The organism is Pseudomonas sp. GP01-A4, assembly GCF_058780865.1.
The window spans coordinates 80699-94116 of the sequence record NZ_JBYSWF010000020.1; the positions used below are offsets into that span (position 1 = coordinate 80699).

Genomic DNA, 13418 nt, shown 5'->3' on the forward strand with positions numbered 1-13418 from the left:
CCTGCACTATTTGAGTTCGGCCAATCGCCGCTCGATAAAGCGCTTTTCGGGCACTTGCTGGGTCAATGCCAGCGCCCGTTCAAACGCCCGCCGCGCGTCCTCCACTCGGCCCAATCGCCGACAAAACTCGCCCCGCGCCGAGTACGCCAGGTGATAGTCCACCAACTCCCCCCGCGCCAGAATGCCGTCCACCAATTGCAAACCGGCCTGCGCTCCATCGCGCATCGCAACGGCCACCGCGCGATTCAGCTCGATCACCGGCGATGGCATCGCTCCAAGCAACACGTCATACAGCCCGACGATCTGCGGCCAATCAGTCTCATCGGCGCTCACGGCTTCAGCGTGTACCGCCGCAATCGCTGCCTGCAGGCTGTAGGGCCCGAAGCGGCGTGTGGTCAGGGATTTCTCCACCAGGGCGCATCCTTCAGCAATCAACGACGCATCCCACAGCGAACGGTCCTGCTCATCCAGCAACACCAACTCACCGCCGGCCGAAGTGCGTGCCGGGCGCCGGGATTGGTGGAGCAACATCAGCGCCAGCAAGCCCATCACTTCCGGCTCCGGCAACAACTCCATCAGCAAGCGGCCCAGGCGAATCGCTTCGCGGGTCAGGTCTTCACGGGTCAGGTCGGCGCCCATTGACGCCGAATAGCCTTCGTTGAACACCAGGTAAATCACCCGCAGCACACTGTCCAGGCGCTCGGGCAACTCCGCCAGGGATGGCACCTGATAGGGGATCTTCGCTTCGCGGATCTTGCCCTTGGCCCGCACGATGCGCTGGGCGATGCTAGTGGGCGTGGCGAGAAACGCCCGGGCGATTTCCTCGGTGGTGAGGTCGCAGATCTCACGCAAGGTCAGCGCCGCCTGGGCATCCGCCGCCAGCGCCGGGTGGCAGCAGGTGAAGATCAGGCGCAAGCGGTCGTCTTCCACGTCTTCAACGCTCCAGTCTGCCGCTTCCAGCGCATCAGCTTGCGCCTGCAACAACGGGGTAAAACGCGCCTGGCGACGTAAACGGTCGATGGCCTTGAAGCGCCCGGTCGAGACCAGCCAGGCCCGGGGGTTATCCGGCACACCGTCCTGCCCCCAGCGCTCGACTGCGACGAAGAACGCCTCGTGCAAGGCTTCTTCAGCCAGGTCGAAATCGCCAAGCAAGCGAATCAGGGTCGCCAGGATGCGCCGCGATTCGCTGCGATAAACCGCTTCAACCCGAGCCTGCACCGTCAATCGCGCAGGCCTTCGGTCACCAGCGTCACCAGCCGGTCGAGGCTCTGCCCCCAGCCTTCGTGAAAGCCCATGGCTTCGTGGGCCTGCTTGGTTTCGGCGCTCCAGTGCATGGCGCGGGCGGTATAGAGGGTTTTGCCGTCGACGTCTTCAAAGGTAACTTCTGCGGTCATGAATGGCTGGCCCGAAGGGATCCAGCCGGGGGTGAAGGCGTCGGTAAACACCAGCCGACTGGGGGCGGTAATCTCCAGGAATACGCCCTGGGTCGGGTATTCGCTGCCGTCCGGCGCGCGCATCAGCGTGCGAAATTGCCCACCCACCCAAAGGTCCATTTCGCACTCGGGAGTGGTCATGCCGTGTGGGCCCCACCACTGCTGCAACAAGGCCGGCTCGGTCCAGGCGCGAAACACGCGGCTGCGAGGGGCATCGATCAAGCGACTGATGGACAGTTCAAATTCGGCGGGTTTGGGTTGAATGCTCATGGGAAACCTCCTGGGTTTTATTGTTGTGATCAGAGATTCAATTCACGCACGGGGCGCACTTCCACACTGCCGACCCGGGCCGCCGGTATGCCACCGGCCACCTGGATCGCTTCATTCAGGTCCTTGGCTTCGATCAGGTAAAACCCGGCGAGCTGCTCCTTGGTTTCGGCAAACGGCCCGTCGGTGATCGACAACTTGCCGTTGCGCATGCGCACGGTGGTGGCGGTGCTCACCGACTCCAGCGGTTCGGCGGCGAGCATGCGCCCGCTGGCCTGCACGGACTGGCCATAGGCGAAACATTCCGGGTCCTTGGGGCTGTCGGGCGAATCGTGCAGCACCTGTTCGTTGCTATAGATCAGGCAGAGGTATTTCATGGGATTCTCCGTTTTCGGACAACTGACTATAGTTCGCGGCGCTCAAGGTTTCAGGTCGAACAGACCGGCGCCGGTTTCCATGTCGAACGGTGCCGACCAATGTTCATGCACCACTTTCCACTCGCCGCCAACGCGCTGGTAGCCGGCGCTGACGCGCATCCAGCAGGTCTTGAGTACGCCGTCGGGCCCGGTGCCGCCACAGTGCGCGAGCCAGTGGGCAAAGGCGCTGTTATCGCCGGCGACGATACGCATCTCATGGAAGTCAAAGACCCCTGGGCCCGGGCAGAACTCCATGCACGCCTTCCAGTGCGCCTGATAGGCGGCCTTGCCCTTGAACTGCAGGGCGCTGACGGCGTCGAACGCGACGATATCGTCGGCGTAAAAGCTGACAATCTTCTCGACATCCTTGGCGGTGACCGCCTGTTTCCATTGTTCGATCAAGCTGCTGATTGCGGTGCTCATGGCAATACTCCTTGCGGGAAAAATCACTGAAGACCCCCTTAGTCGACTGAGCCCCGGGCCAATCGACAGTCCCGCAAAAAATAATTGCGACTACCGCAAACCCGCTAGAATCCGCGCTTCTTTGTAGGATTTCGGATGCTACGCCGATGGAAACCCGCCTCGTCGCCTATCAGATGTTGACTGCCCTGCAACAACAGCAACTCAACGCCCTGGAAGTGCATCCCGAACAACTGGGTTTTTCCGGCGATATCTACTGTGCGCTGAACACCCTGCTGGTCAATCCGAATCCCGGCGTGGCAGGCTTTGCGTTACTCGCCGACGAGATTCCCGTGGCCTTCCTGCTGCTCAAACGCCCACCCTGCCTGCCCCATTGGGCGGATGAACACAGCGCCACGCTGCACGCGTTGCAAGTCGATCGCCATCAGCAAGGCCTGGGGTTTGGCAAAGCCTGCCTGCAAGCCCTCCCCGCCGCCGCGCGCCTGGTTTGGCCGCAGATCAAGGCGCTGGAGCTGTCGGTGGACACGGATAATGTGGCGGCGATGGGGCTGTATTTGCAGCAGGGCTGGGTGGACAGGGGGAGGCGTATAAGGGGCGGATTGGGTATGAGCGCCGGTTGGCGTGGGTGTTTTAAACAATAAGGAGCTGGTGAAGATGCTAACAACCCTGGAACAACTCGAATCCCTCTACGGCCTGCCCCACGAACGGGCCGTGCGCAAGGAAATCCCGTTTCTCAACGAGGATTACCAGGCCATGGTCCGCGCGTCACCCTTGGTAGTGGTGAGTTCATCCGGCCCGGACGGCATCGACGGTTCGCCCCGTGGCGATGTTCCAGGTTTTGTACGAATTATCGACGAGCGCACGTTGGCGATTCCGGATCGGCCGGGGAATAACCGCCTCGACACCCTGCGCAATCTGGTGGTGGACCCGCGCATAGCGTTGCTGTTCATCATCCCGGGCATTGGCGAGACGTTGCGGGTCAATGGCCGGGCGCAGATTTCCATCGAGCCTGAGTTGCTGGAGAGCTTTGCGGTAAATGGCAAAGCGGCCCGTTCGGTGATTCTGGTGCAGGTAGAGGCGGCGTATTTCCATTGCTCCAAAGCCTTTGTGCGCTCCGATTGCTGGAACCCGGAAAAGCATCTGGATCGCTCGGCACTGCCCTCCGCCGGGGCGTTTCACAAGCGCTTGAATGATGGGGCGTTCGACGCCGAAGCCTATGACCGCGAGATGCCGGAGCGGGTCAAGGCCACGCTGTATTGAGAGGCCACTGCAGGAGCGAACGTGCTCGCTCCTGCCGGTGGCGCGGTCAGGCGGATTCGGCGTTGATGGGGATCCAGATTTCCACGGAGCCCGTGCCTTTACCCACATCGAAATCGGCGCTGTAGCGCTCAAAATCAGCCCCGACCACCTTGTACCCGGAGGCCGGCAGCCATTCGAACATGATGCGTTCATAGGTCTGCGCCAGCGCCTGCACCGGGCCAAAATGCGGGAACACGGCATAGCGATGGGCCGGGATTTCAATCGACTGGAAGTTGCTCGGTACATCGCCCTTGGCCGGGACTTCAACGCCGGCCAGGTAGTCAAATTCATCGTGTTTGGCGTTGTAGCACACGCCATAGGTCACGCCGCCGACGCGTTTCTTGATCTCTTTGAAGCAGCTGTCGAACAGCTCCCACAACTTGGGAATATCGCCAATCGTGGCCTTTGAATAACGCCCTTGCACACCCGCGATCACCAGGGCCTTGCCCTCTTCCATGCGCGGCTGTAACGGCAGTTTTGTCTGTTGATCCATCTGAACAGTCTCCTTCTTATGAGGGAACAAACCCGCGTCGAGTATAGGGGCATATCCCCGTCGCACTCCAAGCAGAAATTTTTCCCACAGCATCTGGACAATTGGCCATCACCGACCGTATTGTCTGCCCCGCAGGCCACCGCAGTGGCCGACGTCGCTCGGACGGTTCCGGGCGCTTACGTATTTCGAGGCAACAATGGCCGAACCCCATTCGCCGCGCCGCTTTGCGCGCATAGATCGACTCCCCCCTTACGTGTTCAATATCACTGCCGAGCTGAAGATGGCTGCGCGTCGGCGCGGCGAAGACATCATCGACTTGAGCATGGGTAACCCGGACGGCGCCACTCCACCGCACATCGTGGAAAAAATGGTCACCGTTGCCCAACGCGAAGACACCCACGGTTACTCCACTTCCAAAGGCATTCCGCGGCTGCGCCGGGCGATTTCGCGCTGGTACAAAGACCGCTACGAAGTGGACATCGACCCGGAAACCGAAGCCATCGTGACCATCGGTTCCAAGGAAGGCCTGGCGCACTTGATGCTGGCCACCCTGGACCAGGGCGACACGGTGCTGGTGCCCAACCCCAGCTACCCGATTCACATCTACGGTGCCGTGATTGCCGGCGCCCAGGTGCGTTCGGTGCCGCTGATTCCGGGGGTGGACTTCTTCGCTGAACTGGAACGTGCGATTCGTGGCTCGATCCCCAAGCCGAAGATGATGATTCTCGGCTTCCCGTCCAACCCCACCGCACAGTGCGTGGAGCTGGACTTCTTCGAACGGGTGATCGCCCTGGCCAAGCAGTACGACGTGCTGGTGGTGCATGACCTGGCCTACGCCGACATCGTCTACGACGGCTGGAAAGCTCCGTCGATCATGCAAGTACCGGGGGCCAAGGACATCGCGGTGGAGTTTTTCACCCTGTCCAAGAGCTACAACATGGCCGGCTGGCGCATCGGTTTCATGGTGGGCAACCCGGAACTGGTCAACGCCCTGGCGCGGATCAAGAGCTACCACGACTACGGCACCTTCACCCCGCTGCAAGTCGCGGCGATTGCGGCGCTGGAAGGCGATCAGCAGTGCGTGAAAGACATTGCCGAGCAGTACCGCCAGCGCCGTAACGTGCTGGTGAAAGGCCTGCATGAGCTGGGCTGGATGGTGGAGAACCCGAAGGCGTCGATGTACGTCTGGGCAAAGATCCCCGAGGCGTACGCCGCAATGGGTTCGCTGGAGTTTGCCAAGAAGCTGCTGCTTGAGGCGAAGGTGTGTGTGTCGCCGGGGATTGGCTTTGGTGAGTATGGTGACGACCACGTGCGCTTTGCACTGATCGAAAACCAGGACCGGATTCGCCAGGCGGTGCGGGGCATCCGGGCGATGTTCCGGGCGGATGGGCTGGTCAAGAAAGCTGACGCCTGACCCGATCCAACGGCAGGAATGATCGTTCCCACGCTCTGCGTGGGAATGCCGCCTTGGACGCTCTGCGTCCGCTTGTGACGCGGAGCGTCACAGGATGCGTTCCCACGCGGAGCGTGGGAACGATCACTTACCGCCTAGACCACCAGCGACAGCAACATGATAAAGCCCAACGCCACCACCGACAGGATGGTCTCCATCGCCGTCCAGGTCTTGAACGTCTCGGCTACGGTCATATTGAAGTACTGCTTCACCAGCCAGAACCCCGCATCGTTGACGTGAGACAGCACCAGCGAGCCCGCCCCCGTCGCCAATACCAGCAACTCGCGGTTCACCCCTGGGATCATCCCCACCACCGGCACCACAATGCCTGCACCGGTAATGGTCGCCACGGTGGCAGAACCGGTAGCCACACGAATCACCGCCGCTACCAGCCAGGCCAGCAGGATCGGGTTGATCTGCGCGGTCACCGCCATATGGCCGATCACATCACCTACGCCGCTGGTCACCAGCATCTGCTTGAAACCACCACCGGCACCGATGATCAGGATGATCGCAGCCGTCGGCGCCAGGCTGGCGTCGAGCAGCTTGAGGATTTGCTTGGAGCCGATGCCCTGGCGACGGCCAAAGGTGTACAGCGACAGCAGCAAAGCCAGCAGCAAGGCGGTGATCGGGTGACCGATCATGTCCATCCAGTTGCGGATCACGTGGCCGTCCGGCAGGGCGACGTCGGCGAAGGTTTTCAGCAGCATCAGGAACACCGGCAACAGCACGGTGATCAGGGTGATGCTGAAGCTCGGCAGGGTCTTGGATTCCGGTTGCTCACTGGCCAGTTGGTCTACCAGTTCCTGGGACGGGTTGCCCGGGATGTACTTGGCGATAAACGAACCGTAGAGCGGGCCGGCGATGATCGCCGTAGGCAGCGCGACGATCAGGCCGTAGAGAATGGTCTTGCCGATGTCGGCACCGAACACGCCGATCGCCAGCAGCGGGCCCGGGTGCGGTGGCACCAGGCCGTGTACCGCCGACAGGCCGGCCAGCAGCGGAATGCCGATCTTGATCAGCGACACACCGGTACGGCGCGCGACGATAAACACCAGCGGGATCAGCAACACAAAACCGATCTCGAAGAACAGCGGAATGCCCACCAGGAACGCGGCGAACATCATTGCCCACTGCACCTTCTCCTTGCCGAAGGCTCGCACCAGGGTTTGCGCGATCTGATCGGCACCGCCGGAATCGGCCATCATCTTGCCGAGCATCGTACCCAGCGCGAGGATAATCCCGACAAAGCCGAGCACCCCGCCGAAGCCGTCCTGGAAGGCCTTGATGATCTTGTCCACGGGCATGCCCGAGGTCAGGCCGAGAAAGCCTGCGGCGATGATCAGGGCAATGAACGGGTGGACTTTGAACCGGGTGATCAACACGATCAGGCCGATGATGGTCACCACTGCATCGAGCAGCAGATAGGTATCGTGGGACAAGCCAAACATGGGGGTCTCTCCTGTTTGTTGTTGTTATTAAAGCCGGTAAAAAATTCAGTGCAGGCGGACAGCGCTATCTTGTCCGGCAAAAAATTATTTGTTTGGTTCAAAGCCGTGTTCGAGCCACCAGGCATTGGTTTGCTCGGCCAGTTCCTCGACGCTGTCTACGCTGGCGTTGAGGGCCAGGGTCAACGGCTCGCCCACCGGCGATTCAAGAGTGGCGAACTGGCTGTCGATCAGGCTGGCCGGCATGAAATGGCCGGGGCGATGGGATACACGGTCGGCGGCGACTTCGCGGGTCAGCTCCAGAAACACAAACCCCAGGCCCGGCGCGGCTTCGCGCAGGTGGTCGCGGTATTTCTTCTTCAGGGCCGAACAGGTGAGCACCGGATGCTCGCCGGCCTTGAGCGAGCGGCGCAGCTCATCGCACAGGATGTCGAGCCAGCCGGCGCGGTCTTCGTCGTTAAGGGGATGGCCGGCGCTCATCTTCTCGATGTTCGCGGCGGGGTGAAAGCTGTCGCCTTCGATGGCAGTGGCGCCGTTCAGCAGGCACAGGGCCTCGCTGACGCTGGACTTGCCACAGCCGGAAACACCCATGATCACGAGGGCAGTAACAGGTTGACTCATGAAACACCTCAAGACGCAGATAGCGCTACCTTTGCACGCTGTAAGGCTAGTGCAAAAACAGGCTTTTCCCGCGCCGTCTTGTCATTTTTATGGAGTGACGCGTGCATCTGCTCCAAAGGTTTGAACGGGAACAGGCATCCCGACGTTCAAGAATTTGCAGGGTCTTGGAGACAGCGCTACCTTAGTGCCTCGATTTTTGTTTGGCAAGCCGCCTGATGACTCCCAAGAACGATAAAAATACCCGCACCACGGGCCGCCCCACCCTCAATGAAGTGGCCCGCCTGGCTGGCGTGAGCCCGATTACCGCCTCCCGGGCCTTGCGCGGCATCAGCACCGTGGCCACCGAACTGGTGGAAAAAGTGCAAAAAGCCGCCGCCGAACTGAGCTACGTGGTCAACCCGGCCGCCCGTGCCCTGGCATCTGCCCAGAGCCAGTCGGTGGTGGTGTTGGTGCCGTCGCTGTCCAACCTGCTGTTTATCGAAACCCTGGAAGCCATCCACCAGGTGCTGCGGCCCAAGGGCTTTGAAGTGCTGATCGGCAACACCCACTATTCCCGCGACGAAGAAGAAGACCTGCTGCGCAACTACATGGCCTACCAGCCACGGGGGCTGCTGCTGACCGGGTTTGACCGTACGGAAAGCGCCCGGCGCATGGTGGAATCGAGCAATGTGCCGTGTGTGTACATGATGGACCTGGACCCGAGTGCTGGCCTGAACTGCGTAGGATTCTCGCAGTTGAACGCCGGGGAAACGGCGGCCGCGCATTTGATCTCACGGGGTCGCAAGCGCCTGGCCTACATTGGCGCGCAACTGGACCAGCGCACGTTGTTGCGCGGTGAAGGCTTTCGCCGGGCGTTGCAGCAGGCGGGGTTGTACGACCCGGCACTCGAAGTGCTGACGCCACGGCCATCGTCGCTGGGCCTGGGTGGTGAATTGTTCCTGCAACTGCTGGCCAGCCATCCGGACGTGGACGCGATCTTCTTTGGCAACGACGACCTGGCTCAGGGTGCGTTGCTGGAAGCGCTGCGCCATGGCATCAAGGTGCCGGACCAGATCTCGGTGCTGGGCTTCAACGACCTGCCCTCCTCCTCGTTCATGGTGCCGCGACTGAGCAGCATCAGTACGCCGCGTGAAGCCATTGGCCGGCGCGCGGCAGAGCATTTGCTGACGGTGATGGCCGGCAACAAGATCGCCCGGCCGGTGGTGGACATGGGGTTTGAGTTGAAGGTGCGCGAGAGTACCTAGGCGGTAGCTGTAGGAAGTGGCTGGTGTTGATGGCAGCGCCTTGCTCCGTTACCTACAGGTACGTCAGAATCCGCCGGCTTGTGCGCCTGGGTAGGGCTCTCTAAGGTTGCCCGGTCGCTGAATTTCTCAGTGATCGGGTTTAGTAGCCCGAACTGGTTCACTCTTAGTGCATGAGCTTCATCTGTCAGACGATTTTGTCTGTGCTTGATGGCGGCTGTGCGTAGGGCACCTTCGGGTGCGCCGGCTATGAGTGTCCACCGGTCTACTAACCTGCGCGCAGCTGCCTCCTTTATTGTTTAGTAGCGATATGGGGGTGGCCTAATACCGGGCACTTACTATGTTCAAAGCAACTCCAAATCCTCCCGCCTTATTCACCGTCAGCCCCGACGCCAGCAGCGAAAGCCTGATCGCCAACAGCTACGAGACGTTTTCCTCGGTCAGCACGTTATTGCTCGACCTGTCTGATGAACTCACCGGCAAAGACCGCGACACCGCATTGGCGATTCACCAGTTGAGTGAGTTGGGCGTATTGCTGATGGGCAAGCTGATGGACCAGGAATCACCACTGATCTAACAGACCGCACGCGGTCAAACTGTGGGAGCGGGCTTGCTCGCGAATGCGGTGTGTCAGCCGAGCTTTCCATCACTGATACACCGCATTCGCGAGCAAGCCCGCTCCCACATTTTTGATCCTGCCCACTTAACAACCTCGCCGTGCCTTCTGGCCCCTGCTAAATTGCCCCCTGCCTTCTCACCCTCGTCAGGAAAGCACCATGGGCCATTCGCTGAAAATCCTCGGTCGCACTTCTTCCATCAACGTGCGAAAAGTCCTGTGGACCTGCCAGGAACTGGATATCCCCTACGACCGCGAAGACTGGGGCATCGGCTTCGCCTCCACCCAGTCCCCCGAATTCCTGGCCCTGAACCCCAACGCCCAAGTCCCGGTGATCATCGACGACAACGGCGTGCTGTGGGAATCCAATACCATCTGCCGCTACCTCGTGGGCCTGCACCAACGCCACGACCTGTTGCCCACCGAGCCGGTCGCCCGTGCGAGGGTCGAGCAATGGATGGACTGGCAAGCCACCGAACTCAACCCGTCGTGGGGCTACGCCTTCCACGCTCTGGTACGCAAGAACCCGGACTACCAGGACCCGCAACGCATCAAAGCCGGGGTAAAAAACTGGAACGACAAGATGGGCCTGCTTGAAGAGCAACTGATCAAAACCGGCGCCTACGTCGCCGGTAACAACTTCACACTCGCCGACATCCTCATCGGCCTGTCGGTGCACCGCTGGTGGATGACGCCCATGGAGCATCCGTCCTACCCGGCGGTCAGCGCCTACTACGAAACCCTCAGCCAACGCCCCGGCTTCAAAACCTTCGCCCTCGACGGCCACAACTAAAAACAAGGACTACCCAATGAACGGACTCAACGTACTACTCACCGGCGCCTGCGGCCGCATCGGCAAGACGTTTTTCCAAGCCTCGAAAGACCGCTACCGCTTCACCCTCACCGACCGCATCGAGCCGGATTTCGCCCTCGGCGAACACCGTTTCATCCCCGCCGACCTGAGCGACAAAACCGCCCTCGCCGCCCTGCTCGACGGGATTGACGTGATCGTGCACCTGTCGGGCATCCCCCACGCCAGCGCGACCTTCGACGAGTTGTTGCCCAACAATATCCTGGCCACCACCTACCTGTTCGAAGCCGCCGTGGCCGCAGGTGTGAAGCGCCTGGTGTTCGCCAGCAGCGCCCAGACCATCGAAGGCTACCCGGTAGACCGGCAGATCACGCCGGGCATGCCTGTATTGCCCGCCAACCTGTACGGCGTGAGCAAATGCTACGGCGAAGCCCTGTGCGGTTTTTACGCGGCCAAAACCCCGCTCTCCACCATCGCCCTGCGCATCGGTGCGTTTGAATTCCCCGAAACCCACGACCTGAACAACGCCCGCGACCTCAGCGCCTGGCTCAGCCCCCGCGACGCCGTGCAACTGCTGCAACGCTCGGTGGAAACCATCGGGGTGAAACACCTGATCGCCCATGGCATTTCCAATAACCGTTTCAAACGCCTGGACCTCAGCGAAACAACCCGTGTGCTGGGTTACCAACCGGTGGATGATGCGTTCCAGGAATTCGAGATCCCGATCACTTATTGAGTCTTCTGCCCATGTCTTCACCCTCTCTTGCAGACGGTATCGACCCGATCCGCGCCGCGCACATCAGCGCGCGCATTGATCGGTTGCCCGCCGTCGCCACCGTCTGGCGCCTGGTGGCGCTGCTGTCGATTGGCGGCTTTTTCGAGCTGTATGACTTGTTCCAGACTGCCTATATCAGCCCCGGCCTGATCAGTGACGGAATTTTCCACACCGGCAGCCAGGGCGTATTCGGCTTCTCCGACCAGGCGGCCTTTGCCTCGGCGACCTTTCTCGGCCTGTTCCTCGGCGCCAGCCTGCTCAGCCCGATTGCCGACCGCTACGGGCGCCGGGCGATCTTCACCTTTGCGTTGATCTGGTACACCGTCGCCACCGTGTTGATGGGTATCCAGACCTCCGCCCTGGGCATCATCTGCATGCGCTTCCTGGTGGGCATTGGTTTGGGCATCGAGCTGGTGACCATCGACGCCTACCTCTCGGAACTGGTGCCCAAGCGCATGCGCAGCTCGGCGTTTGCCTTTGCGTTTTTCATCCAGTTCCTGTCGGTGCCGGCGGTGGCGTTGATGTCGTGGTGGCTGGTACCCCAGGCACCGTTCGGGATTTCCGGCTGGCGCTGGGTAGTGGTGAGCAGTGCGGTGTTTGCGCTGTTTATCTGGCAACTGCGCAAGCGCCTGCCGGAATCGCCGCGCTGGCTCGCACAAAAAGGCCGTTTCGACGAAGCCGGGCAGATCATGGACAGCCTCGAAGCGCGCTGCCGGAAAGACCACGGCAAGCCACTCGATGAGCCGGAACCGCAAGCCGTCAGCGTGCAGGGCCAAGGGCGCTTCGCCGATATCTGGCAACCGCCGTACCGGCGCCGGGCGTTGATGCTGATTGTGTTTCATGTGTTCCAGGCCATCGGTTTTTTTGGCTTCGGCAACTGGCTGCCGGCGCTGCTCTCGGGCCAGGGCGTGAGCGTCACTCACAGCCTGGGCTATGCCTTCATCATCACCCTCGCCTACCCGCTGGGGCCGCTGCTGTTTGTGAAGGTGGCGAACCGGTTTGAGAACAAATGGCAGATTGTCGGCTCGGCGCTCGGCGCCGTGATCTTCGGCAGTTTGTTCGCGCTGCAAACCACCGCCGTGGGCCTGGTGATCTGCGGAGTGATGATCACCTTCTGCAACGCCTGGCTGAGTTTCAGTTATCACTCCTACCAGAGCGAACTGTTCCCCACCAACATCCGCGCCCGGGCGGTGGGTTTCTGCTATTCGTTCAGCCGGTTGTCGACGGTGTTCAGCAGCCTGTTGATCGGCGTGATCCTCGAACACCTCGGCACGCCCGGCGTGTTGGCGTTTATCGCCAGCAGCATGTTGATCGTGATGATCACCATCAGTTGGTTCGGCCCGCGCACCCGCAACCTGGCGCTGGAGAACATTGCCCACTAGCGGCAAACAATGGCCGGCGGCACGCCAACGCTTGCCGACGGTAGCGGCCCAAAGCCCCGTAAACACGGGGCCATACCACTGGGCACGCTAATTGCTCCACCTGTGGCACCGCCCACATCCACAGGTGTCCTGATCATGCTGATCAACAACAACCCCCAGGCTCAGTCGACGATCCAACGCATCAAGCGCGCAGACATGGACCCGGCCAACGCCGCGGCCAGCGCGCTGTACAGCGGTGCTGCGCAAAACGTGCAACAGGGCACTACCACTGTATCGACCACACAGGCAGCGGCCGACGCCACTGCCGACAACATCAATGCCGCCTTCGCCAAGACCCGTGTGCAGTTGCAAGCCACCACCGCAACCGCCTCGACCACCGATACGGCCAAGACTGACTCCACCACGTCGGCCCGCAGTGACTTCACCGACTACATGAAGAAAAGCCCGGCTGAGCGCATCCGCGAGCAACTGCTCAAGGAACAGGGTTTGACCGAGGATGATGTGAAGAACATGCCTCAGGACAAGCAGGATGCTATTTCCAAGGAAGTTGCAGAACGCCTGAAGGAGCAGCAGGCGCAGCAGGTAGCGGCGAAGACCGCTGACCCGCAGGCGCAGAACGTGAAAGAGACCCTGGCTGCGATCTAAGCCACACCACAAACCAAATGTGGGAGCGGGCTTGCTCGCGAATGCGGTGTGTCAGTCAATCCATGTGCTGACTGACACACCGCATTCGCGAGCAAGCC

General features: G+C 61.1%; 15 protein-coding genes and 1 pseudogene. 9 read left to right on the forward strand and 7 right to left on the reverse strand.

Annotated features, from left to right (window positions below; genetic code table 11):
• Nucleotides 1–6: 6 nt before the first annotated feature.
• From AC3WKX_RS14330 to AC3WKX_RS14345, 4 genes are read right to left on the reverse strand one after another with little or no spacing between them, the layout of a single operon-like run.
• Nucleotides 7–1218 (reverse strand): RNA polymerase sigma factor, encoded by a 1212-nt coding sequence (locus AC3WKX_RS14330; protein ID WP_102370297.1) that lies wholly within the window; start codon nt 1216–1218, stop codon nt 7–9.
• A gap of 2 nt (nt 1219–1220) precedes the next feature.
• Nucleotides 1221–1703, reverse strand: a complete 483-nt coding sequence (locus tag AC3WKX_RS14335) for an SRPBCC family protein (protein WP_003213108.1) — start codon at nt 1701–1703, stop codon at nt 1221–1223.
• Between the two features lie 29 nt (nt 1704–1732).
• Nucleotides 1733–2077 (reverse strand): YciI family protein, encoded by a 345-nt coding sequence (locus AC3WKX_RS14340; protein ID WP_003213107.1) that lies wholly within the window; start codon nt 2075–2077, stop codon nt 1733–1735.
• Between the two features lie 42 nt (nt 2078–2119).
• Nucleotides 2120–2539, reverse strand: a complete 420-nt coding sequence (locus tag AC3WKX_RS14345) for a YybH family protein (RefSeq protein ID WP_003213104.1) — start codon at nt 2537–2539, stop codon at nt 2120–2122.
• 146 nt (nt 2540–2685) lie between these two features.
• Here AC3WKX_RS14345 and AC3WKX_RS14350 point away from each other — a divergent pair.
• Both AC3WKX_RS14350 and AC3WKX_RS14355 read left to right on the forward strand, forming a co-directional pair.
• Nucleotides 2686–3170 (forward strand): annotated as a pseudogene (locus tag AC3WKX_RS14350) (GNAT family N-acetyltransferase).
• A gap of 20 nt (nt 3171–3190) precedes the next feature.
• Nucleotides 3191–3796 carry a pyridoxamine 5'-phosphate oxidase family protein gene (locus AC3WKX_RS14355; RefSeq protein WP_063027754.1) on the forward strand — a complete coding sequence of 202 codons (606 nt, stop codon included), beginning with the start codon at nt 3191–3193 and terminating at the stop codon, nt 3794–3796.
• Between the two features lie 46 nt (nt 3797–3842).
• Here AC3WKX_RS14355 and AC3WKX_RS14360 read toward each other — a convergent pair whose 3' ends face one another.
• Nucleotides 3843–4328 carry a GyrI-like domain-containing protein gene (locus AC3WKX_RS14360; protein ID WP_003213098.1) on the reverse strand — a complete coding sequence of 162 codons (486 nt, stop codon included), beginning with the start codon at nt 4326–4328 and terminating at the stop codon, nt 3843–3845.
• 196 nt (nt 4329–4524) lie between these two features.
• On the opposite strand from AC3WKX_RS14360, the gene alaC reads away from it, so the two are divergent.
• Nucleotides 4525–5742 carry an alanine transaminase gene (gene alaC / locus AC3WKX_RS14365; RefSeq protein ID WP_102605211.1) on the forward strand — a complete coding sequence of 406 codons (1218 nt, stop codon included), beginning with the start codon at nt 4525–4527 and terminating at the stop codon, nt 5740–5742.
• 134 nt (nt 5743–5876) lie between these two features.
• On the opposite strand, the gene AC3WKX_RS14370 is transcribed toward alaC, so the two are convergent.
• On the reverse strand, nt 5877–7232 hold the full coding sequence (locus AC3WKX_RS14370; RefSeq protein WP_003213094.1) for a GntP family permease: 1356 nt from the start codon (nt 7230–7232) through the stop codon (nt 5877–5879).
• Nucleotides 7233–7316: 84 nt separating this feature from the next.
• The gene (locus tag AC3WKX_RS14375; protein WP_008431624.1) at nt 7317–7850 is read right to left on the reverse strand and encodes a gluconokinase; all 534 of its coding nucleotides are present in this window, start codon (nt 7848–7850) and stop codon (nt 7317–7319) included.
• A gap of 212 nt (nt 7851–8062) precedes the next feature.
• On the opposite strand from AC3WKX_RS14375, the gene gntR reads away from it, so the two are divergent.
• The 6 genes from gntR to AC3WKX_RS14405 all read left to right on the forward strand — a co-directional run bounded on the left by gntR (nt 8063) and on the right by AC3WKX_RS14405 (nt 13320).
• Entirely contained in the window at nt 8063–9094 is a 1032-nt protein-coding gene (gene gntR / locus AC3WKX_RS14380) for an HTH-type transcriptional regulator GntR (RefSeq protein WP_173883063.1), read from the forward strand.
• A 337-nt stretch (nt 9095–9431) separates the two neighbouring features.
• Nucleotides 9432–9668, forward strand: a complete 237-nt coding sequence (locus AC3WKX_RS14385) for a DUF6124 family protein (RefSeq protein WP_003213089.1) — start codon at nt 9432–9434, stop codon at nt 9666–9668.
• Between the two features lie 199 nt (nt 9669–9867).
• The gene (locus AC3WKX_RS14390) at nt 9868–10500 is read left to right on the forward strand and encodes a glutathione S-transferase family protein (protein ID WP_102605213.1); all 633 of its coding nucleotides are present in this window, start codon (nt 9868–9870) and stop codon (nt 10498–10500) included.
• A gap of 16 nt (nt 10501–10516) precedes the next feature.
• Nucleotides 10517–11254 carry an NAD-dependent epimerase/dehydratase family protein gene (locus AC3WKX_RS14395; protein WP_102369751.1) on the forward strand — a complete coding sequence of 246 codons (738 nt, stop codon included), beginning with the start codon at nt 10517–10519 and terminating at the stop codon, nt 11252–11254.
• 11 nt (nt 11255–11265) lie between these two features.
• Nucleotides 11266–12675, forward strand: coding sequence for an MFS transporter (locus AC3WKX_RS14400; RefSeq protein WP_003213083.1), 1410 nt, complete (start codon nt 11266–11268; stop codon nt 12673–12675).
• 135 nt (nt 12676–12810) lie between these two features.
• Nucleotides 12811–13320 carry a hypothetical protein gene (locus AC3WKX_RS14405; RefSeq protein ID WP_008431614.1) on the forward strand — a complete coding sequence of 170 codons (510 nt, stop codon included), beginning with the start codon at nt 12811–12813 and terminating at the stop codon, nt 13318–13320.
• Nucleotides 13321–13418: the final 98 nt, after the last annotated feature.